The 23,195-nt window shown below is 43.7% G+C and carries 24 protein-coding genes and 1 riboswitch; of the genes, 18 read left to right on the forward strand and 6 right to left on the reverse strand.

The genetic code is table 11. The annotated features are described in order from the left end of the window. Positions 1–130: 130 nt before the first annotated feature. Together LIX84_RS16470 and LIX84_RS16475 are read left to right on the forward strand one after the other, a co-directional pair. The gene (locus LIX84_RS16470) at positions 131–862 is read left to right on the forward strand and encodes an ATPase (RefSeq protein ID WP_226421768.1); all 732 of its coding nucleotides are present in this window, start codon (positions 131–133) and stop codon (positions 860–862) included. Then, positions 856–1,296 (forward strand): hypothetical protein, encoded by a 441-nt coding sequence (locus LIX84_RS16475; protein ID WP_226421769.1) that lies wholly within the window; start codon positions 856–858, stop codon positions 1,294–1,296. The genes LIX84_RS16470 and LIX84_RS16475 overlap by 7 nt, the downstream gene beginning before the upstream one ends. Positions 1,297–1,592: 296 nt before the next feature. On the opposite strand, the gene bioA is transcribed toward LIX84_RS16475, so the two are convergent. Further along, on the reverse strand, positions 1,593–2,873 hold the full coding sequence (bioA, locus tag LIX84_RS16480; protein WP_226421770.1) for an adenosylmethionine--8-amino-7-oxononanoate transaminase: 1,281 nt from the start codon (positions 2,871–2,873) through the stop codon (positions 1,593–1,595). A gap of 130 nt (positions 2,874–3,003) precedes the next feature. On the opposite strand from bioA, the gene bioB reads away from it, so the two are divergent. Genes bioB through bioD form a run of 4 tightly spaced genes read left to right on the forward strand, consistent with a single transcriptional unit; the run spans position 3,004 to position 6,683 of the window. After that, complete coding sequence (gene bioB / locus LIX84_RS16485; RefSeq protein ID WP_047008583.1) at positions 3,004–4,056, forward strand: biotin synthase BioB; 1,053 nt, start codon at positions 3,004–3,006, stop codon at positions 4,054–4,056. Further along, positions 4,043–5,194, forward strand: coding sequence for an 8-amino-7-oxononanoate synthase (bioF, locus tag LIX84_RS16490; RefSeq protein ID WP_226421771.1), 1,152 nt, complete (start codon positions 4,043–4,045; stop codon positions 5,192–5,194). Before bioB ends, bioF begins: the two co-directional genes overlap by 14 nt. Continuing rightward, positions 5,194–6,000, forward strand: coding sequence for a malonyl-ACP O-methyltransferase BioC (gene bioC / locus LIX84_RS16495; RefSeq protein WP_152812426.1), 807 nt, complete (start codon positions 5,194–5,196; stop codon positions 5,998–6,000). The genes bioF and bioC overlap by 1 nt, the downstream gene beginning before the upstream one ends. Beyond that, on the forward strand, positions 5,997–6,683 hold the full coding sequence (bioD, locus tag LIX84_RS16500; RefSeq protein ID WP_168187814.1) for a dethiobiotin synthase: 687 nt from the start codon (positions 5,997–5,999) through the stop codon (positions 6,681–6,683). Before bioC ends, bioD begins: the two co-directional genes overlap by 4 nt. Positions 6,684–6,756: 73 nt before the next feature. On the opposite strand, the gene LIX84_RS16505 is transcribed toward bioD, so the two are convergent. Next, the gene (locus LIX84_RS16505; protein ID WP_005378215.1) at positions 6,757–6,924 is read right to left on the reverse strand and encodes a hypothetical protein; all 168 of its coding nucleotides are present in this window, start codon (positions 6,922–6,924) and stop codon (positions 6,757–6,759) included. A 508-nt stretch (positions 6,925–7,432) separates the two neighbouring features. On the opposite strand from LIX84_RS16505, the gene htpX reads away from it, so the two are divergent. The 9 genes from htpX (at position 7,433) to LIX84_RS16550 (ending at position 14,664) form a co-directional block, all read left to right on the forward strand. Continuing rightward, positions 7,433–8,302, forward strand: coding sequence for a protease HtpX (gene htpX, locus LIX84_RS16510; RefSeq protein ID WP_005390832.1), 870 nt, complete (start codon positions 7,433–7,435; stop codon positions 8,300–8,302). A 225-nt stretch (positions 8,303–8,527) separates the two neighbouring features. Beyond that, positions 8,528–8,947, forward strand: coding sequence for a nuclear transport factor 2 family protein (locus LIX84_RS16515; RefSeq protein WP_226421772.1), 420 nt, complete (start codon positions 8,528–8,530; stop codon positions 8,945–8,947). Next, positions 8,944–9,669 (forward strand): SDR family oxidoreductase, encoded by a 726-nt coding sequence (locus tag LIX84_RS16520; RefSeq protein ID WP_150918416.1) that lies wholly within the window; start codon positions 8,944–8,946, stop codon positions 9,667–9,669. Before LIX84_RS16515 ends, LIX84_RS16520 begins: the two co-directional genes overlap by 4 nt. Positions 9,670–9,681: 12 nt before the next feature. Then, positions 9,682–10,992, forward strand: coding sequence for an NAD(P)/FAD-dependent oxidoreductase (locus tag LIX84_RS16525; RefSeq protein WP_161443072.1), 1,311 nt, complete (start codon positions 9,682–9,684; stop codon positions 10,990–10,992). Between the two features lies 1 nt (position 10,993). After that, complete coding sequence (locus LIX84_RS16530) at positions 10,994–11,812, forward strand: DUF1365 domain-containing protein (RefSeq protein ID WP_226421773.1); 819 nt, start codon at positions 10,994–10,996, stop codon at positions 11,810–11,812. Then, the gene (locus LIX84_RS16535) at positions 11,806–13,062 is read left to right on the forward strand and encodes an SAM-dependent methyltransferase (protein WP_226421774.1); all 1,257 of its coding nucleotides are present in this window, start codon (positions 11,806–11,808) and stop codon (positions 13,060–13,062) included. The genes LIX84_RS16530 and LIX84_RS16535 overlap by 7 nt, the downstream gene beginning before the upstream one ends. A 6-nt stretch (positions 13,063–13,068) precedes the next feature. Beyond that, entirely contained in the window at positions 13,069–13,581 is a 513-nt protein-coding gene (locus LIX84_RS16540) for a DUF2878 domain-containing protein (protein WP_226421775.1), read from the forward strand. Then, the gene (locus LIX84_RS16545; RefSeq protein ID WP_226421776.1) at positions 13,541–14,131 is read left to right on the forward strand and encodes a chalcone isomerase family protein; all 591 of its coding nucleotides are present in this window, start codon (positions 13,541–13,543) and stop codon (positions 14,129–14,131) included. The genes LIX84_RS16540 and LIX84_RS16545 overlap by 41 nt, the downstream gene beginning before the upstream one ends. Next, the gene (locus tag LIX84_RS16550) at positions 14,131–14,664 is read left to right on the forward strand and encodes a DUF3833 domain-containing protein (RefSeq protein ID WP_371343673.1); all 534 of its coding nucleotides are present in this window, start codon (positions 14,131–14,133) and stop codon (positions 14,662–14,664) included. Before LIX84_RS16545 ends, LIX84_RS16550 begins: the two co-directional genes overlap by 1 nt. Positions 14,665–14,780: 116 nt before the next feature. Here LIX84_RS16550 and purB read toward each other — a convergent pair whose 3' ends face one another. The 3 genes from purB to mnmA form a co-directional block, all read right to left on the reverse strand. Then, positions 14,781–16,151, reverse strand: a complete 1,371-nt coding sequence (purB, locus tag LIX84_RS16555) for an adenylosuccinate lyase (RefSeq protein ID WP_005390853.1) — start codon at positions 16,149–16,151, stop codon at positions 14,781–14,783. A gap of 147 nt (positions 16,152–16,298) precedes the next feature. Continuing rightward, positions 16,299–16,916: a high frequency lysogenization protein HflD gene (gene hflD, locus LIX84_RS16560; protein WP_226421777.1), complete on the reverse strand. Its 618-nt coding sequence runs from the start codon at positions 16,914–16,916 to the stop codon at positions 16,299–16,301. Between the two features lie 10 nt (positions 16,917–16,926). Continuing rightward, complete coding sequence (gene mnmA, locus LIX84_RS16565; protein WP_005390857.1) at positions 16,927–18,051, reverse strand: tRNA 2-thiouridine(34) synthase MnmA; 1,125 nt, start codon at positions 18,049–18,051, stop codon at positions 16,927–16,929. A 188-nt stretch (positions 18,052–18,239) separates the two neighbouring features. Here mnmA and LIX84_RS16570 point away from each other — a divergent pair, with 188 nt between their 5' ends. Together LIX84_RS16570 and LIX84_RS16575 are read left to right on the forward strand one after the other, a co-directional pair. Next, positions 18,240–18,509 carry a hypothetical protein gene (locus tag LIX84_RS16570; RefSeq protein WP_005390859.1) on the forward strand — a complete coding sequence of 90 codons (270 nt, stop codon included), beginning with the start codon at positions 18,240–18,242 and terminating at the stop codon, positions 18,507–18,509. Between the two features lie 117 nt (positions 18,510–18,626). Continuing rightward, positions 18,627–19,931, forward strand: coding sequence for an inosine/guanosine kinase (locus LIX84_RS16575; RefSeq protein WP_005390861.1), 1,305 nt, complete (start codon positions 18,627–18,629; stop codon positions 19,929–19,931). Between the two features lie 128 nt (positions 19,932–20,059). On the opposite strand, the gene LIX84_RS16580 is transcribed toward LIX84_RS16575, so the two are convergent. Beyond that, positions 20,060–20,467 carry an H-NS family histone-like protein gene (locus LIX84_RS16580; protein WP_005390863.1) on the reverse strand — a complete coding sequence of 136 codons (408 nt, stop codon included), beginning with the start codon at positions 20,465–20,467 and terminating at the stop codon, positions 20,060–20,062. 582 nt (positions 20,468–21,049) lie between these two features. Further along, positions 21,050–21,232: riboswitch (Lysine riboswitch) on the forward strand. Positions 21,233–21,341: 109 nt separating this feature from the next. Between LIX84_RS16580 and tet(35) the strand changes: the two genes are divergently transcribed. Continuing rightward, the gene (gene tet(35), locus LIX84_RS16585; RefSeq protein WP_226421778.1) at positions 21,342–22,943 is read left to right on the forward strand and encodes a tetracycline efflux Na+/H+ antiporter family transporter Tet(35); all 1,602 of its coding nucleotides are present in this window, start codon (positions 21,342–21,344) and stop codon (positions 22,941–22,943) included. Positions 22,944–23,195: the final 252 nt, after the last annotated feature.

The following is a 23,195-nucleotide window of genomic DNA, read 5'->3' on the forward strand; positions in this document are numbered from 1 at the left end:
GTTATGTAATTAGCACACGCAATAGTGAAGAGCTCGCCCAGAATCTGGCAGTACGAGACAAATGATATTTTTCTAAACGGTTTTTCACGTGACAAGCTAATGGCATCATTTGCCCTTGTTGTTAAACGTTATGCCAGTAAATCATCTTTCATTGCTTGTTATTTTTGCGCTTACTTTGCTCGTTAGTAAGAGTGTTATCGCAAGTGAACTTATTCAGCCTCAATACTTAGATAGTGAGCGAACCGATCGCTTTTTCGCGCGCGAAATAGCGCAACCTTCCAAAGAAAATATGCAACTTCGTAACTCACTCGATTGGGGCTATGAACTTGAATTGAAACGTGCATCTGATGAAGAAAAACTAGTATCTAATTGCCAAGACTTAGCTACGGCAAACTCTACGGGCTTTACTGCGGCAAAAGCCTATGAATACGGCGCGTTTAAAGCATATTTAACTCAGTGCCAAACATGGAGTGAGATGGCAAAGTTAGCTGCCTCTAAGCGCTCATTTATATCAGACTTTAAGTTAGACGATACCTTTCCTAATTTCGCTCCAAGTGCACTTGCTTTTGTTATTTCTGACGAAAGTGCAGAGAAAGCAAAGACACTATCAACGTGGGATGAAGCAGACCATATCCAAAGAACTCAGGTCATCAGTGAAGTCAGAGCAGAGTATTACGATTCGACTGATGGCTTTCAGGTTATTACCGTTACCGCAAAAGGTGATTACAACGCTGACGGCATCGAGGATATCGTTATTGAGAAAGAGAATAGTGTACTCAGTGGCTCGTATTCATCTTCACACGGATATGTATTAACCCGTATGTCTGAACAAGCGCTATTTACAGTGTTGGCTGAATGGTAATGAAACGATTGGCGGTCACTTTGGGTTTAAGTGTTGCGATGATGAGCACGTTTGCTGTTGCTAACACCTCGCCCAGAAAAGTCTTTGAATGCTCAGTGAACCAAACTATGAACTTTAGTATTTTTATAGAGCAAGGCAAAGGTGGGATTATCTTTAATGAGTCCATTGAGAATCAAAGCTCTGTTTTACAGCGGATAAGACCTCAAGATTATCGTGTTGAACATTATCATCGAGCGTTGGTAGATGAGAAGTCTTTGGAATTTAGTATTGGTGAGCGCGTCATATTAGTCAGTGAGTACTTTAGTGAGGAGTTTAATGAGGCAGAGAAGATACTCAGTGTTACTTTGAGAGAGCCTGAGCAAACGCAGTATTTTGAATGTGAGGAAGGGAGTATGAGTAACCTTGCATTGCTTTTCCATGAGAGTGCCGAATAATCGATTACAGAGTGATTATTACCAAATCGTAATAGTGTTTTCGAATTTACCCTAATTATCTTGTTATTTGTAGGCGATATAGTCATCCACCTTAACACGGTAAGTAGATTTTTCTCATTCAAGTAACGAGGAGGGCTTGTGGCCGTAGGGTGGGCAAACGACGATAGCGTCAGCCAACAAATTCAACATATCATCGACGAGCGAGTAAAGACAGTCAACTCCGATAACTTTACTGTTCTAATAAATAAAGAGACGGTTTGAGTCTCATACTCAAACCGTTTTCATGTTGAATTGGATTATGAAGCGAAGCAATCTTTACGTTGCAACGCTGCATCAATCGCGTTAACGAGCTTCTCAATATCTTCCGGCTTGCTGATAAATGGCGGCATCATATATATCAGCTTGCCAAATGGGCGAATCCAAACTCCGTGTTCAACAAACAAGGCTTGGATGGTTTCCATATTCACAGGGCGATGCGTTTCTACAACACCAATAGCACCCAACCAACGGGTGTTCTTCACCAAGTCGTATTCTTCAAGTTTTGGTAGTAACTCAGAAAACAACGCTTCGATTTGTTGGGTTTGTTGCTGCCAATTACCTTGCTCAATCAATTCCAAACTTGCGGTGGCAACAGCACAGGCGAGTGGATTCCCCATAAAGGTTGGACCGTGCATAAAACACCCAGCATCACCACCACAAACGGTATCCGCAACGTGTTTGCTCGCCAGAGTCGCAGAGAGTGTCATGTAGCCGCCAGTGAGTGCTTTCCCGACACACAAAATGTCTGGCTGGATATCTGCGTGTTCGCAAGCAAACAGTTTACCGGTACGCCCAAATCCGGTTGCGATTTCATCTGCAATCAATAACAAACCGTGTTTATCACAAAGCCTACGCACACCTTTGAGAAACTCTGGATGGTAGATACGCATGCCGCCTGCGCCTTGAACGATAGGCTCAAGGATCACTGCAGCGAGTTCTTGATGGTGCGTTTCAATCTTATGCTCGAAGTCGGTAAGGTCTTCTGGCTTCCATTCATCCCAAAAGCCACAAGTTGGTGACTCCGCAAAGATATGTTCAGGCAAAAAGCCTTTGTAGAGAGAGTGCATTGAGTTGTCAGGATCGGTAACCGACATGGCCGCAAAGGTGTCGCCGTGATAACCGTGTCGCAAAGTAAGAAACTTCGGTCGGCGTTCGCCTTTTGCATGCCAATATTGCAGTGCCATTTTTAAGCTGACTTCTACGGAAACGGAGCCTGAATCGGCAAGGAATACATGTTCAAGATTACTTGGTGCTAGGGATAGCAACTTCTTACACAAACTGATTGCTGGCTGGTGGGTAATCCCGCCAAACATCACGTGAGAGACCTTATCGATTTGCTGGTGAGCGGCTTGATTTAAGTGCGGATGGTTGTAGCCGTGGATCGTCGACCACCAAGAAGACATGCCATCGACCAGCTCAGTACCGTCTTCCAATTTAATGTGAACACCATTTGCCGATGCCACTGGGTAGCAGGTCAGAGGTGTCAATGTCGAAGTGTAAGGATGCCAGATATGCTGGCGGTCGAAGGCGAGATCCATGTGCGATTCCAATAACAATTAAGATTAAAAAATAAACAGGTGTAAACTTTGTTGTTTTGTGTTGTGTTGACAGTTTATCGAGACTCAGTAGACTGTCAACACAACAACAAAAGTGACTAAAGGAATACACGTGGAAGTTCGTCATAACTGGACGCATGCTGAAGTGCGCGATCTCATGGAAAAACCATTCATGGATCTCCTATTCGAAGCGCAGCTTGTACATCGTCAATATCAACAAACCAACCATGTTCAAGTAAGCACGCTTCTGTCGATTAAGACAGGTGCTTGTCCAGAAGATTGTAAGTACTGTCCTCAGAGTGCTCGTTACACCACAGACATCGAGAAAGAGCGTTTGATGGAAGTAGAACGCGTACTCGATGCTGCGCAAAAAGCCAAAAATGCTGGTTCTACTCGATTCTGTATGGGTGCAGCATGGAAAAACCCGAAAGAGCGTGACATGCCGCATTTGACCGACATGATCAAAGGCGTGAAGGGCATGGGTTTAGAAACGTGTATGACATTAGGCATGCTGACGCCAGATCAAGCAAAGCAATTGGCAACTGCTGGTCTGGATTACTACAACCACAACCTAGATACCTCACCTGAGTTCTACGGCAACATCATTACCACCCGTACTTACCAAGACCGTTTAGATACGCTTTCTCACGTTCGTGATGCTGGTATGAAGATTTGTTCCGGTGGCATAATCGGCATGGGTGAGAGTGCCAATGACCGAGCTGGTTTGTTGGTTGAACTGGCTAATTTGCCAGTACATCCTGAAAGTGTGCCAATCAACATGCTGGTTAAGGTGAAGGGTACACCATTGGAAGAAGTGGACGACGTTGAGCCGTTCGACTTTATTCGTCTGATTGCAATAGCACGAATCATGATGCCTCAATCAGCCGTTCGTTTATCCGCTGGCCGTGAAAACATGAACGAACAAATGCAAGCGCTATGTTTTATGGCGGGTGCAAACTCCGTCTTCTATGGCTGCAAACTTCTGACGACCCCAAATCCTTCTGAAGATAAGGACATGATGCTGTTTAATAAGCTTGGCATTAACAGACAAGAAGTGTCTCAAAAACCTGATGAAATTGAAGAAAACGAGTTGCTGGACCGCGTTGTAGAGCGCGTGGCTGCTCGTCCAACAAAAGACGACCTTTTCTACGATGCCAGCGTTTAAATCTCGTATCGAGTCCGCCCTTGCCGATCGTAAAGCACAGGGGCTGAATCGTTCGATGAATGTGGTGTTTTCCGGCAACCAATCGATTTTGGAATACGAAGGCAGACGCTACATCAACTTCTCAAGTAATGATTATTTAGGCTTGGCCAATGACCAAGCGCTCGTTCGTGCTTGGCAGCAAGGCTTGAGTGTATACGGCAGTGGCAGTGGTGCATCTCCAATGGTCACAGGTTTTAGTGCAGCGCACAGCAATTTAGAAGCGGCACTAACCGAATGGCTGGGTTACGAAAGGGCAGTCCTGTTTGGCTCTGGATTCAGCGCTAACCAAGCTTTGTTATTCACCTTGCTAGAAAAATCAGACGTACTCATCCAAGACCGTTTGAACCATGCCTCTTTGATGGAAGCGGGGGCGTTGTCACCAGCTAAGATGAAGCGCTTCAAGCACAATGACATCGAACACCTGAAGTCGCTGATTAATAGCGAAGACAACCATCTAGTTGTGACTGAAGGGGTATTCAGCATGGACGGTGATTGTGCCCCACTTGCTGATATAGCTGAAGTCGTTCGCAGTCATGATGCTTGGTTCGCCGTCGATGATGCACACGGTATCGGCGTTCTTGGCCAATCTGGTGGTGGTTCTTGCGAGTTGGCAGCGGTTAAACCCGAGATACTGATCGTGACTTTCGGCAAAGCGTTTGGTATGTCTGGCGCGGCTATTTTATGTGACCGCGCAACGGGGGACTTTTTAACTCAGTTCGCTCGTCACCATGTGTATTCCACGGCGATGCCTCCGGCACAAGCCTATGCGCTCACGCATGCTGTCTCGATGGTTCAAGAGCAGTCTTGGCGACGTGAAAAGCTCACAGAGTTAAGTGAAGTGTATCGAGATAGTCTCAGCGACGTTGAGGGCTTTGTTGAGACTCAAACTTCGATTAAGCCGTTTGTGATTGGTGAATCTGATTTGGCTTTGCGAGTAGCAGGTGCTTGTCGCCAAAACGGTATTTGGGTTACTGCTATTCGTCCTCCAACAGTTCCGAAAGGGACGTCTCGTCTGCGAATCACACTCACTGCTAATCACACTGACGAACAAGTTAAAACGCTTTCAATGGCATTGAAGCAAGCATTAGGAACGCCGTAATGGATAATGCAGAGCAAATGAAGTTGGATTGCTTACTGCCTAATAAACAAGCGATCGCCGCTTCCTTTAGTAAGGCGGCTGACACGTACGACAAACATGCCGCTTTCCAGCGTGATGTCGGCCATCGCTTACTAGACAAACTTCCGAATGACTTAACTCATCAACGTGTTTTGGATTTAGGATGTGGTACGGGCTATTTTTCTCAACTTCTTCAAGAGCGTGGCGCTGAAGTGTTTTGTGTGGACATCTCTCAAGAGATGTTAAGCAAAGCTATGGTGCGCTGTGGCCATGAACGAATGAATTATGTGCTAGCCGACGCAGAAAACTTGCCTTTCGACGATACAAGCTTCGACTACGTATTCTCTAGCTTGGCTTTGCAATGGTGTGCCGATTTAAGTTATCCCCTGAGAGAAGTTCGTCGTGTACTAAAAGCTAATGGGAAGGCGGCTTTTTCTACCCTAGCTGAAGGGTCACTGTGCGAGTTGCGAGCATCATGGAAAAAAATTGATGCATATCAACACGTCAATAACTTTCTATCGCTCAATCAGGTAAAAATTGCGTTAGCGCAATCTCGATGTGACAACCATCAACTAGACTTGACCACCATCACAGTTTGGTACGACTCAGCATTTTCAGTTATGCGCGACCTCAAAGGTATAGGTGCAAATCACGTAAGCGGGCGCTCACATGGTTTAACCAGTCGAGAGACTTTGTTGCAAGTTGAGCATGAGTACCAAGCGTTTAAAAATGATCAAGGTCTTCTACCTGCAAGTTATCAGGTTTGTTTTGGAGTAATACATCTATGATTGATGCTTTTTTTATTGCTGGTACGGATACTGATGTAGGAAAAACGGTAGCGTCTAAAGCCATTTTGCAAGCGTTGGCAGCAAAAGGACTAAACACTATTGGTTATAAACCAGTGGCAGCAGGGAGTGATAAGACTGAAGCTGGATGGCGTAACTCTGACGCCTTACATTTGCAAGCGGCCGCGACACTTGATGTCGCTTATGATGATGTGAATCCATACGCTTTAGAATTGCCAGCTTCTCCTCACATCGCGGCAAAACATGAACATGTCGAAATAAAATACGGACTCCTAAGTGAAAAGCTGGCTCAACACAAGCAGCAAGCTGATGTCGTTCTCGTTGAGGGCGCTGGTGGTTGGCGTGTGCCTGTGTCAGATACCGACTGTTTATCTACTTGGGTACAAGCAGAGCAGCTACCCGTGGTCTTGGTGGTTGGTATTAAATTAGGTTGTTTGAGCCATGCTTTACTCACGGCTGAGAGTATTAAAGCGGATGGCTTGAATCTTGTTGGTTGGGTGGCAAACCGAGTTAACCCTGGCACTGAGCACTATGCTGATATTATCGAGATGCTTGAAGCGCGTATCGGTGCGCCTAAGCTTGGCGAAATCCCATACATTCCAAGTGCTAAGCGCAAAGAGCTAGGCAAGTACATTAATGTCGAGCCTTTGCTAAATACTGACTGATTGTGTTTAAAATACTAAAAAAAGGGCTGCGTAATGCAGCCCTTTTTTTATTGGTGTAATCTATAACATCAGATTACTTATCTTGGCTAAGCCCCATCAATGCTTGCTGAGTTTCTGCAACACGCTGAGACATATGATGATCGGTTGAAATACCAAGTTGTTGCTTCGCCTCATCCTCTGAGATGCCTAGATGACAACGTAGTAAATCAATAGCCATTTGATAGTCGTTAGTTTCTACCATGGTTTTTCCCTCAATACATGGAAGTTTTGAGCTTACCTAATGTACCTTTTTAATGTACTTAGAGTGGCTCTGTTTTGTTCATCTCACTTGAATCTAGCATGTCCATGTCGCCGCACAATAAGACCAAAGTCTATAGCGGGGCTAACATACTGTTTTTGGTCTAGTAAAATATTTCTAGCTAAGTTGCCTAGAGGTGATAGATTTAACATCAAGGTCATCCATTGATAGATGAGGTGCGATTCAAAGTGCTTTTCATCACGGTAAGGAATGAATATGAATGGAGGTAATGGCTTTTATCAGAACGTGCCTAGAAATCGCTTGAACATAATCTTTCAGTCTCGAAAACAAATGTTGCAATTTATTGCTTAACCTTGTTTTTATCGCGGATAGACTATATCTATAACGCACGGAGCATGAAACTTAGCGGAATTGGCTTTTACAGCGATTACCACCTGTTCCTTATAACAATCCGTTTTAAAAAAACGATAAGCTTCCTCGGAGAAAAGTAATGAAGCGAATTATGTTATTCCTAGCAACTAACCTAGCTGTCGTGCTAGTGCTTAGTGTTGTTCTGAATATTGTTTACGCTACCACTGGAATGCAACCTGGCAGTCTTTCTGGTTTGCTAGTTATGGCCGCCATATTTGGTTTTGGTGGTGCACTTATTTCGTTGATGATGTCAAAGGGCATGGCACTGCGCTCGGTTGGCGGTATGGTCATTGAAAGTCCGCGTAACGAAACTGAGCATTGGTTAGTCGAAACTGTGGGTCGTCAAGCTCAGCAAGCGGGTATTGGTATGCCAACGGTGGCTATTTATGACTCACCAGATATCAATGCATTCGCGACGGGGGCAAAGCGAGATGACTCTCTTGTCGCGGTTTCCACTGGCCTTTTACATAATATGACTCGTGATGAAGCAGAAGCGGTACTGGCCCACGAAGTGAGCCATATTGCAAATGGTGACATGGTCACGATGACATTGATGCAAGGCGTTGTGAACACGTTTGTTATCTTCCTATCCCGTTTTATCGCCAATATTGTGGCATCGAACGATGATGAAGAAGGTCAAGGTACAAACATGATGGTTTACTTCGGTGTATCTATGGTGCTTGAGCTAGTGTTTGGTTTTTTAGCAAGCTTTATTACCATGTGGTACAGCCGTCATCGCGAATTCCATGCCGACGCAGGTGCTGCTCACTTAGTTGGTAAAGAGAAAATGATCGCGGCATTGGAACGTTTGAAGATGAGTCACGAATCTCAACTTGATGGCACAATGATGGCATTCGGTATCAATGGCAAGCAGTCATTGACTGAGCTACTGATGAGCCACCCTCCGCTAGATAAACGTATTGCAGCGTTACGTAGTCAGCAATACTAGTTGTAAAAACTGACAGCGCACGCGAAAGTAATCGTTAATTTCCTGAAAAGGCTTGGTTTTGACCAAGCCTTTTTTTTTGATCGATTGATCGCTTGCGAGATCCATCACGTATCTACCTACAGAAACAAAGTTATACAAAATTATTTTTGTACAACTTTTAAAGAATGAACTATCTTGTACATATAATAATTTTGTACAACTTGATGGGCATGTAGGAGTAAACACATGGACATACAGTCTGTTGGCAATATCTATCAAAAGCTGAATAAAGCGAACTTACATCTGCTTAAAGACGTATATCACCAAGATGTCGTTTTTGAAGATGCTGCTCATCGTTTAGAGGGGTGGCCTGCACTTTCAGATTACTTCACATCATTATATGCCAACGTCATAAGCTGTGACTTTGTTATCCACGAACATCAACAAGTCGGAGATACTGGCTTCCTAACGTGGACCATGGATCTTCAGCATCCCAAACTTCAAAAAGGTGCACCTATCCTCGTTAATGGTGTGTCGCATCTTAAATTCAGCGAAGGCAAAGTTATTTATCACCGAGATTACTTTGATCTCGGAGAAATGCTTTACGAAAACTTACCTTTACTTGGCTCAGTCGTAAAAACCATCAAGCAGAGGTTAGGACAATGAACAATACTATCTTAATAACTGGCGCTACCTCCGGAATAGGGAAGCAATTGGCTTTAGATTACGCGAACTCTGATTGGAGCGTTATTGCTTGTGGGCGAAACAAAGACGTTCTTGCTGAATTGGGGGCTGCTTCTTCTAATATCCATACATTACAGTTTGACGTGACAAACCATGAACAAACTCAGCATGCGCTGTCCAGTTTGCCTTTCACGCCGAGTACCTGGGTTTTTAATGCAGGGGATTGTGAGTATATGGACAACGGTGTGGTTGACGCGAAACTCATGGCGCGTGTGATGAATGTAAACGTCGTTGGTGTTGCCAACTGCGTAGAAGGTTGCCAACCACACTTAGATAAAGGGCATCGCATCGTTATCGTGGGTTCTATTGCTTCAGAAGTCGCGTTGCCAAGGGCTGAAGCCTACGGCGCTTCTAAGGCCGCTGTGAGCTACTTTGCTCGCACATTAGCTGTTGATTTGAAGAAGAAGGGCATTCAAGTGGTGACCGTGTTCCCAGGCTTTGTGGAAACCCCGTTAACTGACAAAAATGACTTCGAAATGCCGATGATTATTTCTACGCAGCAAGCCTCGAACTCTATCAGAAAACAGTTGGCTGCCAACAAGACTCACATCTATTTCCCCGCGAGGTTTACCAATATTTTACGTTTTATCTCGTTACTTCCATACAGTTGGCAAGCTCGTTTAACTGCTAAACTCGTATCATAAGAAGGAATAAAAATGAAAACAGTAGGAAGAAAGAAGGTAGCGATTGTGGGAACCGGAATTTCTGGCCTTACGTGTGGTTACTATCTACATAAAGAGCATGATGTCACCGTATTTGAAGCTAACGATTACATTGGCGGGCACACCGCGACGGTGGATGTAAAACTCGATGGTAAAGAATATGCGATTGATACGGGCTTTATTGTTTACAACGATCGCACTTATCCTAATTTCATCAAAATGATGAACGAGATTGGTGTCGAAGGGTTGCCAACCCAGATGAGCTTTAGTGTAAGAAACGACGGCAATGGTTTGGAATATAACGGTCACACCGTGTCGACATTATTTGCTCAAAAGCGTAATTGGGTAAATCCTAAGTTCTATCGTTTTATCTTCGAGATCCTTCGTTTCAACAAACTTGCCAAAAGCGTCGCTAGCAAACAATCGAGTCATTCTCAGACGCTAGGTGAGTTTCTTGATGAGCACAACTTCAGTACTTTCTTTTCAGATAACTACATTTTGCCGATGGGCGCTGCAATTTGGTCTTCGACTTTAGCGGACATGCGCGCATTTCCGCTGATGTTTTTCCTTCGCTTTTTCTTAAATCACGGATTGCTTGATGTTACTAACAGGCCGCAATGGTATGTAATTAAAGGTGGCTCTCGTGAGTACATTCCACCTTTGACTCAAGGCTTTATCGATAAAATTCGACTCAATAGTCCGGTAGAAAAAGTGCTACGTAGTGAGAATGGTGTGGGTTTAAAAGTCAACGGTGAAATGCATTGGTTTGATGATGTCATCTTTGCTTGTCACAGTGATCAAGCGATGAACATGTTAGGTGACATTAGCCCAGTCGAGCAAGAGGTGCTGGGTAATATGGCTTATCAAGCGAATGAAGTGGTGCTTCACACTGATACGAGTTTACTTCCAAAGCGTAAAGCAGCGTGGGCTTCGTGGAACTACCTACTGGAGGGCAGTGAAGACGAACAGCAACGTCTCCCTTCGCTTACTTACAACATGAATATTCTCCAACATGTTCAATCTGAGCACACATTCTGTGTCACGCTAAATAGCACTGAGCAGATCGAACCGAGCAAAGTATTACGGACGTTTACCTATCACCATCCAGTGTTCTCCACCGACTCTATCGCTGCACAGCAACGTAAAGAAGAGGTGCAAGGGCTGAACAATACTTGGTTCTGCGGCGCTTATTGGTACAACGGTTTCCACGAGGATGGCGTTCGCAGCGCATTGGACGTAGTGAAAGGGCTTGAAGAGAAATATCGCGTTCAAACTGCTGTCAACTTAGAAAAAGGTGCAGCGTGATATGGATAGCCAAATGAACAGCCAGTTGTTTGTTGGCAACGTTCGACATCGCAGGTTCACGCCGATAAAACATGAATTGAACTACTCATTGTTTATGCCAGCTATTGACGTCGATGAGCTAAAAAAACTAGAGGAAAAAGTTTGGGGTTTTGGCTCTCGTTGGTGGCATTGGGCACGCTTTAAACGCAGTGACTATGTTGGTGAGGGCTGCTTAAAGGTGGCCGTGCACGACAAAATTGAAGAGTTAACAGGTGTTCGTTGTACCGGCAAAGTCATCGTTGTTTGTCATTTGCGCTATTTAGGACTTTATTTTAGTCCGGTGAATTTCTACTACGTTTATAACAAAGAAGGGGAATGGAAATACCTCTTAGCTGAAGTCAGCAATACACCTTGGAACGAGCGTCATTACTACGCAGTCGCTGCTGAGCAAAACGATGAAAACTTTGGATGGGAACAAGAGAAAGCCTTTCATGTTTCTCCGTTTAATCCAATTGACCAACAGTATCACTGGAAGATTAAACCACTGACGGACAAGTTAAGGATTCATCTTGAATGCCACAAAAGCGAAAAGCACTTTGATGCGACGATGACAATGAAAGCTCAAGTGTTTTCGAGCAAAAGCTTATCGAAGTGTTTGATCGTTACGCCAATACAGACGGTAAAAGTAATGGTTGGTATTTATTGGCACGCATTAAAACTTTGGGTGAAAGGCGCGCCTTTTTATTCTCATCCTAAATATTCAACACACGACGAAATAGAAGCCGACACTAAAAAAACAGACAAAAAAAATAAAAAGCACAAGGAGAATTCTGCATGTTAAATACCAGTTCTATGATATTGCCGCGCAAATTGACGACAACACAAAAGGCGGCTCGCGGAGTTATTTTTCAATGTCTGCAAAAAATGGAAATCGGCTGCTTAACTGTTATTGAAAGCTTTAAGACGGAAACGAAAGAAAGAAGCGAGCGCTTTAATGCGCCCAACGGTGAATACAGCGGTCAGCCTGTTGTGGCGACGATTGAGGTAAAGCATCCTGGCTTTTACTCGCGAATCTTGCAAGGTGGCAGCATTGCGGCGGGTGAGGCTTATATGGATGGTTGGTGGGACAGCCCGGATCTAACCTCGTTAATGAAACTTATGGCTCTCAATATGCGAGCGCTAGATAAACTTGAAGAGAAAGGAAGTTGGCTGACTAAAATACTGTACAAGTTCAGTCATTGGGCCAACCGCAATTCTCAAGAGAACTCTCGTAAAAACATTCATGCGCATTACGACTTGGGCAACAATTTGTACGAGTCATTTTTAGACGACAACATGCTGTACTCATCGGCCTTATATGTGCAAGACAACGATACTTTGGAACAAGCGCAAATCAACAAAATGGATCGTTTGTGCCAGCAACTTGAGCTTCAACCATCCGATCGAGTGATTGAGATCGGTACAGGGTGGGGGGCTATGGCCATTTACATGGCAGAGCAATATGGTTGTCATGTAACGACAACGACGATTTCTGAAGAGCAGCATGCTTACGCTGAACAAAAAATTAGAGAGCGAAATTTGGGCGACAAGATCACTCTATTAAAACAAGACTATCGAGACCTTTCGGGTCACTACGATAAGTTAGTCTCGATAGAAATGATCGAAGCGGTTGGAAAACAATTTTTGCCTTCCTACATCAAGCAATGCCAATCATTACTCAAGCCGGGTGGTTTAATGGCAATTCAAGCCATCACTATCGCTGACCAGCGTTATGATTACTACAGTAACAACGTTGACTTTATCCAGAAATACATCTTTCCAGGTGGGTTCTTACCTTCGGTTACATCTTTAACTCAAGCTGCGACCAAATACAGTGACTTGGTGGTGAGAGACTTATTTGATATTGGTCTGGACTATGCGAAAACCTTGAGCGAGTGGCACTCTAGATTTAATCAAGCTGAAGATCACGTACGCTCTCTCGGTTATGACGACCGCTTTGTCCGCATGTGGCGCTACTACCTGAGCTATTGTGAAGGTGGGTTTTTAGCTCGAAGTATCAGTGCCGTTCACATGACATTCCAGCGACCTTAAACCGTTATGAAGTTGCTGATTGCCTCTACATGGTTCCAGCTCTGTTGGTTCTCTGCAGTGCTTGGGACCTATCAATGGCAGTGGCTAACACTGATCTTAACATTTATTACTCTTGTCTATTGTTGGAGGACGGACGCTTCTGCCTTGAAGCACATCGCGAGTATCGTTTTGGCGGGTGTAGTGCTCGATACGCTCAATCAACAGTTTTCTGTTTTTGTCTTTCCAACACAATGGTTACCCATTTGGTTGTTGTGCCTTTGGGTTCTGTTCTCTTGGTATGCCTATCAGCTCAAGCCTGTTTTGTACCGTTTCCCAAAAATCTACGTATCAATTGTAGGTGGCGTTGGAGGAACCGTCAGTTACTACGCCGGTTACAAGCTCCAAGTCGTTGAATATGGATTTAATACCAGCGTTACGTTGGTCATTCTATTTGCTGAATGGTTTGCCATGACGCTTTTGATACTCAAGGTATACGGATATGAAAAGCTTGAAGAGAGATTTAACCCAGATGCTGATTAAGGTAGTTGCTTCTCTAGTAGTTATGGGCTCCTTTGCTCTACAAGCTCAGCCAGTTGGAAACAGTGAAAACGCAGATAAGCTGAGTTGGAAGGGGTGGAAAACTGTCGGTGAGGCACAACTCACATGGTTCATCTTCGATATATATCAGTCTCGACTAAGAGCACCCGATGGAAAGTTCATTGTAAATGGCGATGTATCACCACACCCTCTGGCATTGGAAATTAACTATCAAAGAGACATCAGCAAGCAGCAGTTGCTTGATGTAACTGATGAGCAATGGGCAAAGCTTGGTTTTGCTGAATCATATCGAAAAAGTTGGATCAGTGAACTAAACCGTATGTTCCCTGATATAAAAAAGGGGGATGAGCTTACTTACTTAACCGATGGTAAAACTGGTCAGCTTCTTTACCGACAAGCTGGCATTGCACAAATTAAGACAGTCGGCTTCGTTCAAGATGAGCGAATGAACGATGCGTTTTTGTCTATATGGTTGTCACCTAATACAGAGTTCCCGAAACTTCGAAAACAATTAATAGGGCAGGTTAGATAGTGCTTAAACGAATTTTAAAATCAATCGCCTTGGTCGCTGCGGCCTTACTTTCAGCATGCTCAGCGGATATCGATCATTATCAATCTTCTACACCGACTTTTGATTTATTCGGCTATTTTGAAGGCGATACAAAGGCGTGGGGGATGGTCCAAGATTACACTGAACAACAAACTCGTCGTTTTGAAGTCGACATCGTGGGTACTGTGGAAGGTAACACGTTGACGCTGGTGGAAGACTTTGTGTTTGATGATGGAGAGGTTGACCAGCGAATTTGGGTTATTACCAAATTAGAAGATGGACGCTATGAAGGTAAAGCAGAGGATATTATTGGTGTAGCCACAGGGATTGAGCAAGGCAATGCGTTGCAGTGGCAGTATGAGTTTGAGTTGCAAATGGATGACTCAACAGTAGCGGTCGCTTTTGATGATTGGCTTTATCGTCAGGACGAGAAGCATGTTTTCAACCTCACCAAAATTAAAAAGTTTGGTATAGAGGTCGGGACAATAACCTTATTCTTCCAAAAACAGCCATAATAGTTGAGGGATTTATCCTCTTGCATTACTACCAAATAACCGAAATTATTTCTTCCTAACTAAAAAGGTTGACGCTTTCACGTCAACCTTTTCAATTGCAGATCATCAAGGTGTGATTACAGCTTATCTGTCAGCTCAACCGCTTGACCAATGTAGTTCGCTGGCGTCATCTCTTTCAGACGTGCTTTCTCGTGCTCAGGGAGCTCAAGACCGTCGATGAAGTTGCGCATTGCTTCGCCATCTACACGCTTACCACGAGTTAGCTCTTTTAGTTTCTCGTATGGCTTCTCGATGCCGTAACGACGCATAACTGTTTGTACTGGCTCAGCTAGTACTTCCCAGTTCTTGTCTAGTTCAGCAAGAAGTGCTTCACGGTTTACTTCTAGCTTGCTGATACCTTTTAGCGTAGAAGTGTAAGCGATGATTGCGTAGCCAACACCAACACCAAGGTTACGTAGAACCGTTGAGTCAGTTAGGTCACGTTGCCAACGAGAGATAGGCAGCTTTTGTGCTAGGTGGCCGAATACTGCGTTCGCAAGACCTAGGTTACCTTCAGAGTTTTCAAAGTCGATTGGGTTAACTTTGTGCGGCATTGTTGAAGAACCGATCTCACCAGCAATGGTTTTTTGCTTAAAGTGGCCTAATGCAATGTAACCCCAAACGTCACGATCGAAGTCAATCAGGATAGTGTTGAAACGAGCGATAGCGTCGAACAGCTCAGCGATGTAATCATGCGGCTCGATTTGTGTTGTGTAAGGGTTCCAAGTTACGCCTAGAGACTCTGTAATGAATTCTTCAGAGAACTTGTGCCAATCTAGCTCTGGGTAAGCAGAAAGGTGTGCGTTGTAGTTACCTACTGCACCGTTGATTTTCGCTAGGATCTCAACGTTTTCGATTTGCTTGAATTGACGCTCCATACGGTACGCCACGTTTGCCATTTCTTTACCCATTGTAGATGGAGAAGCAGGCTGGCCGTGTGTACGAGATAGAAGAGGAATGTCGCGGTATTCAACTGCGAGTGCTTTGATAGCGTCAATTAGGTTACGGATTTCTGGAAGAATCACTTGCTCACGTGCTTCTTTTAGCATTAACGCATGAGAGGTGTTATTGATGTCTTCAGAAGTACATGCAAAGTGGAAGAACTCATTAACAGCGTGCAGTTCAGGAACGTCTGCTACTTTCTCTTTTAAGAAGTACTCAACCGCTTTAACGTCGTGGTTAGTTGTACGCTCGATTTCTTTAATACGGCGTGCATCTTCTTCAGAGAAGTTAGCAGCAAGGTCGTCTAGGAATTGGTTAGCTTCTGCGCTGAATGCTGGCACTTCTGCAATTTCAGCAGTAGCCGCTAGCTTCTGTAGCCAACGAATTTCTACGATAGTACGGTATTTTAGTAGACCGTACTCGCTGAAAATTTCGCGTAACGCAATCGTCTTACTTCCGTAACGGCCGTCTACTGGTGAAACAGCAGTCAATGCTGACAGTTCCATGATGTTCTCCTGAATTGGGTTTCTAAATTTCGTGAGCGTTATACCAATAACTGTGGCAATTGTCACGAATATTGCGCAAACGTTTGCGCGGGGTTTGTTTTATTCGAAAAAAAGTAGCTCGCGATAAACGCGAGCTAGCAGAGTATTCTACATTCTGGCTAACAGGATTTGAGCCTGTTCGACCATTTTCTTTCGGCCAAAAATTAGATGACGACGTTTACCGCCTACTTGGCGCCACAGAACAGCACTACGAATGCCAGATAGCAGTAGAGCACGGACTTTGTGTTGGCTGGTCGTTTGTTGCAGTACAGAAGGCGTGCCTGTTACTTGAATGCGTGGTCCAATAGGGCTAACAACATCCAAGTAGATGCTCGCTAAATTGCTGATCATTTGATCATCTAGCAGTTCAAAATGCTCTGACTGGCGCTTGGCCATCTGGATACGGTCACCAAGCTGGGACATGGCATCGTTGCGAGCGCTTAACTTACGCTCTAGCGCCATTAAGCTAATGATGTAACGAGTGATCTCACTGCCTGATGGGGTGCTATCAATCCCTTTAACCAGACACTCTAGACCGAGCTTTAGATCGGCTTCGCGACCGAATACGCCAACGGTGTTAGCAGGGTTTGTGTTCAAAATAGCGTTAATTGATGTTTCAAAAGCATCTTGATCACAATGCCCGTTTCTCGCAACTTGTTGAACCAAAGCGACAGCTTGGCAAATACCAGCGAAAGCGATAGTACGGTCATAAAGTGTATTCGCCACGTAACGACTCCTAAGCTTGAGAATATTTAATGCGTTGCTCGATGATGCCGCCACCTAGACATACGTCATCTTTATAAAACACTGCTGATTGACCAGGCGTCACTGCAATTTGTGGTTCATCAAAGATCACTTTAATGTTTTCATCATCGATCGGGATGATTGTACAAGGAATATCTTCCTGACGGTAACGAGTTTTCACTGTGCACTTCATAACATCGCGAATTGGCTCACGATCTACCCAGTGAAGTTGTGACGCAAGTAGACCTTCTGATTTTAGCATCGGGTGGTCTTTACCTTGGACTGCGATTAGCACGTTACGCTCTAGGTCTTTTTCACCAACAAACCACGGCTCTTCGTTACCACCGCCGCCTTTACGGCCACCGATGTGTAGACCTTTACGCTGACCTAATGTGTGGTACATCAAACCTTGGTGTTGACCGATCACTTCGCCTTCTGGCGTTTCGATATTACCAGGTTGAGCAGGAAGGTAACGACCTAGAAAGTCGGTAAATTTACGCTCACCGATGAAACAAATACCTGTCGAGTCTTTCTTCTTCGCTGTTACTAAACCTTGCTCTTCCGCAATACGGCGTACTTCAGGTTTCTCTAAATCACCAACAGGGAAGAGGCTACGGCCAATTTGTTCGTGGCTTAGTGTATATAGAAAGTAGCTCTGGTCTTTGTTGCCATCTAGGCCACGCAACATCGCTGGTTTCTCACCGTTATCCGGGAAAGAGCGACGTACGTAGTGACCCATTGCAATGTAGTCAGCATCAAGCACTTCATCAGCGAATTCTAGGAATGCTTTGAACTTGATTTCTTTGTTACAAAGAATGTCAGGGTTCGGTGTACGACCCGCTTTGTATTCAGCAAGGAAGTACTCAAATACGTTATCCCAGTATTCGGCAGCAAAGTTGATGGTGTGTAGATGAATGCCTAGCTTGTCACATACTGCCTGAGCATCAGCAAGATCTTCTGCTGCTGTACAATATTCTTCGTTGTCATCTTCTTCCCAGTTCTTCATGAACAGGCCTTCTACTTGGTAGCCTTGTTGCTTGAGAAGATACGCAGAAACAGATGAATCAACGCCGCCGGACATACCGACGATGACTTTCTTTTGGCTGTTATCAGACATTACTAAACACCACTTAAATAAACGGGATGCAGATTCTATCAGAATCCACAGACCGGTGACAGATCCGAGATCGAAATCACAATTCGTTTCGCTGCATTTTTCTTCAACAGAAATTCGAACGGGCAATTTCGCAAGTATAGAAGAGGTATATATGGCATAGTTGGCAAAAATCCAAGAGGAAAGTCCAAATGACCGAAGAAAACCAGTTTATGCAAGAAGCCGAGTTGATTGAAATTGTTGAAAACCAACTTGAGGACGGCAATCCATTAAAAGTTAAAGAGACGCTAATGCGCTTAATGATGACAGGGACACCTAGAGAAGAAGCGGTTGCAATGATGGCATGTGCCATGTCGATTGAAATTTTCGATGTGATGAAAAATGAAGGTGAGTTCAACCTAAAGCGTTACTGCGAGCACCTTGAGCAACTGCCAGATCTAAGTTTTATGGAAGGTGAATAAGGAGTCTAGAAGAAAAAAGTGGCTAGCAAACGTTTGCTATAATTGCTTTTATTGCCGCTTTATTATTAGCGGTATAGAATCCGTTCTCCTTTTCATCCCCTTACTCAGACTGACAATATGAAATTTCCTGGACAACGCAAATCGAAGCACTATTTTCCTGTTCATGCTCGTGACCCGCTGGTGAGCCAAGCACAAGAAAGCAAGAAGATGACGCGCACTCACATCATTGGTATTGACCAAACTTTGGTTGATATTGAAGCTAAAGTTACAACGGATGTGATTGAAAAGTACGGTCTGAGTAAAGGTCACTCTTTGGTTATTGATGACGAAAGAGCAGAAGAGTTGTACCAGCAACTTAAAGAAGAGAACTTAATTACCAATGAGTATGCGGGTGGCACAATTGGTAACACGCTACACAACTACTCTGTGCTAGCAGATGATCGCTCTACGCTGCTTGGAGTGATGAGCCAGGATATCAAAATTGGCAGCTATGGCTACCGTTACCTTTGTAATACATCAAGCCGCATGGACTTGAACTATCTACAAGGTGTTGATGGCGCTATCGGTCGTTGTTTCGCTCTTATCACTGAAGATGGTGAACGTACTTTTGCGATCAGTGAAGGGCAAATGAACCAACTGCATCCTGATAGCATTCCAGAAAAAATCTTTAAAAATGCATCGGCGCTTGTACTAACGTCATATTTAGTACGCTGTAAAGAAGGCGACCCAATGCCTGAAGCAACAATGAAAGCGATTGAGTACGCGAAAAAGAATGATGTACCTGTTGTTCTGACTCTTGGGACGAAGTTCGTTATTCAAGATGACCCGAAATATTGGCAAGAATTCATTCGAGATAACGTTTCAGTCGTTGCGATGAATGAAGATGAAGCAGAAGCTCTGACGGGTGAGTCAGATCCACTTGCTGCATCTGATAAAACACTGGAGTGGGCAGATCTAGTATTGTGCACCGCGGGGCCTGTAGGCCTATTTATGGCGGGTTATACGGAAGACAGCGCGAAGCGCGAAACTTCTTTACCATTACTTCCGGGGTCAATCGCTGAATTTAATCGCTATGAATTTAGTCGTCCGGCGAAAAAAGATACATGTGAAACACCAATAAAAGTGTACTCACATATCTCGCCATATATGGGTGGTCCAGAAAAAATCAAGAATACCAATGGTGCAGGTGATGCTGCGTTATCTGCTGTTCTTCATGATATGGCGGCAAACAAATACCATAAAGAAAATGTGCCTAATTCAAGCAAGCACAGTAACGAATATTTAACTTACTCTTCTTTTTCTCAAGTATGTAAATACGCAAACCGTGCGAGCTACGAAGTTCTCGTGCAACATTCTCCACGTTTGTCACGTGGGCTTCCTGAGCGAGAAGATAGCCTAGAAGAAGCATACTGGGAACGTTAATACACAGTAGTTTAATTAACCATTCTATAACTAAAGTAAAAGGCGCATTAAAAAATGCGCCTTTTTTATTTGGATCATTACAAATAAAAAAGGCTCCCAATAGGAGCCTTTTAAAAAATAGCGCGAATTTAGATCAGGAAATCATCCAGAGATTTACCTGCATCAAGTTGCTCTTGAATTGCAGAAGGTGTACGACCTTGGCCTGTCCAAGTCTTCTCATTACCGTTTGAGTCTGTGTATTTGTATTTAGCTGGACGAGGTGCACGCTTCGCTTTGCCTTTCGTCTTAGTTTCGCCAGATAGCGCAGTAATAAGCGCTTCTACGTCAATACCGTCTTGAGCAATTTTCTCTGCGATCTCTGCTAGCTTAGCTTCTTGCTCAGCTTGTGCTGCACGTTCTGCTTCTTCTGCTTCACGACGCTCTTCTACGACAGTAGTTAGTTTATCTAGAGCTTCTTCCAATTGTTCTAGAGTCAGCTCACGAGAAAATGCACGAAGGCTACGGATATTTAGAAGGGTTTTAGTCAGCTCTGACATAACGATTCCTATTAAAAGGTTAATGTGTTGGGCACTTTTTATCGTTACGATTAAATAATGCCAATCTATAAATAAACAAAGAGTCCTTATATTTAACTTTATCTTTTCCTTATGTGCAAATACTAAATCAAGATTTTGTTTAAATTTAGCTATTTTTTTAAAGCAATAAATATTATTACACTCGAAATAAATCTTATTAGATGAGAATTGAAATCAACACTCGTTATTGTATAGAGATAGAGCCAGCTTGGTTTTTATAAAAAAAGTTGAGTTATTACTTAAAAATATGAAGCGTCCATCTTTGATGGAGTGTCATATATCCTTAATTTATTGATACAAGATAAACCATGATATTTTTAAGGTAGTAATAATGTTTCATAAATAACAAAATTGATGTGATTTCAGTTGCACAAAACTAACTTGAAGTAGACAAGGTTTATAAATTATCTCAGTCATTATTTATTTGTTTAATTTAGTTTGATGTGTTGCATTGACTCTCATCATAAGTACAATGGCTGCTACCTGATGCAATATTGCAGACAATTTGTTGTTAATTTGTACAGTTAGTGGTTAATTGTTTGTTGTTGCCGTAGAGGCGCGGTCTCGAAGAGTAGCTATTATTGGGGTGATGCCAATGAATAATAGTGGAAGGCGAAGATTGCCGAAGTAAGTAACTCATCAAAGTTACTTGCTGGGGTTGTATCTGAAAGGAACAACACTGCCATAGTATATATTCACATTAAACTATGGAGCGCTACTGTAGGGTTGGGTGGAGTGTTCGCTTCCCTGTCGCTAAGTTCAACATGAGCACGTATCGTATGCTACGTGACTTGTCTGCAGTAGATCTCTAGCCAAACTTTGGTTTTTGAAGATCATGAATTTAATAGATTTTTCTAGTTCTCCTGTTTCATTATTGCCACCTATTGTCGCTTTGACTTTGGCGATTCTGACTCGACGTGTATTAGTTTCCTTAGGTGTAGGTATCGTGCTGGGTGCGGTTCTACTTAATAGCTGGTCTATCGGTGATACCGTTAGTTACGTGAGCTCTCAAGTTTCTTCTGTCTTTATTGAAGATGGCGGAATTAACACTTGGAACATGAGCATTGTTGGTTTCCTAATCTTATTAGGTATGACAACTGCATTATTAACGCTATCTGGTGGTACTCGTGCATTTGCCGAATGGGCACAATCTCGAGTGAAGAGTAAACGCGGCTCCAAACTTCTTGCTGCCTTTTTAGGCGTATTCATTTTTGTCGACGATTACTTTAACAGTCTTGCTGTTGGTGCCATTTCTCGTCCAGTAACCGATCGTTTTTATGTGTCTCGCGCGAAGCTTGCATACATTCTAGACTCAACTGCTGCACCAATGTGTGTGATCATGCCTGCTTCTAGCTGGGGTGCTTACATTATTACGATTATCGGCGGTATCTTAGTCTCACATGGGATCACTGAGTATTCGGCTCTTGGCGCGTACGTTCGTCTTATTCCAATGAACTTCTACGCAGTTTTTGCACTGCTTATGGTGTTTGCTGTGGCGTGGTTTGGCCTCGATATCGGTAAGATGCGTGAGCATGAAATCTCTGCATCTCAAGGCCGCGGCTTTGATAAAGACAAAGAAAACGACTCGCAAGAAGCGCATGATCTAAACGAAGAGCTAGATATCCGTGAAAGCGAAAAGGGTAAAGTGTCAGACTTGGTACTTCCTATCGTGACGCTGATTATTGCGACTATCGCTTCTATGCTTTACACGGGTGGCCAAGCATTGGCTGCTGACGGCAAAGAGTTTGCGCTTCTAGGTGCGTTTGAAAATACAGATGTAGGCACATCACTAATCTACGGTAGCTTGCTTGGCTTAGCTGTCGCATTATTTACTGTTGTGAAGCAAGGTCTTCCAATGGGTGAAATTGCACGCACACTATGGATTGGTGCTAAGTCTATGTTTGGCGCGATTCTAATCCTAGTATTTGCCTGGACTATCGGTTCGGTTATCGGTGATATGAAGACGGGTTCTTACCTTTCTACAATGGCTCAGGGCAATATCAATCCAAATTGGCTACCGGTTATCCTATTCTTGTTGTCTGGTCTAATGGCATTTTCAACAGGTACTTCTTGGGGTACGTTCGGCATTATGCTTCCAATCGCGGGTGATATGGCTGGTGCAACCGATCTTGCGCTAATGCTCCCAATGCTAAGTGCAGTTTTAGCCGGTGCCGTTTTTGGTGACCATTGTTCACCTATCTCCGATACCACTATTCTGTCGTCGACTGGTGCACGTTGTAATCATATTGATCATGTATCGACCCAGTTGCCTTATGCATTGTCCGTGGCGCTAGTTTCCTGTGTTGGCTTCATTACTTTGGGGATGACTGCGTCAATTGCATTCTCATTCATCGCTGCATCAATCACATTTATTATTGTATGTGGAGCACTTTCTTGGTTGTCGAAGTCTAAAATGGCATCGTGCCAAAATGTCTAGTACAGCTCAGTGTTTTTAATAAAGAGGAAGCTCCGCTAAATTTAGCGGAGCTTTTTTTTAACGCGATTTAGGTGAGGGGGGCAATCGCGTTTTTGGGGATAATCGTTTCGTGTTAAAAGCGAGCTATTTGTGTTCTGAGCACTCCTTTCTGTGCTGTGATAGAAAATCTATCAACCGACTTCTTCTTAGCTCTAAGCAAAGACTATGCCTGGTTTAACTTGTTGATTTTAAAGACGGTAATGTCAAGAGGTT

This window comes from Vibrio sp. E14, from assembly GCF_020515785.1.
GTDB classification, from domain to species: Bacteria; Pseudomonadota; Gammaproteobacteria; order Enterobacterales; family Vibrionaceae; genus Vibrio; species Vibrio diabolicus.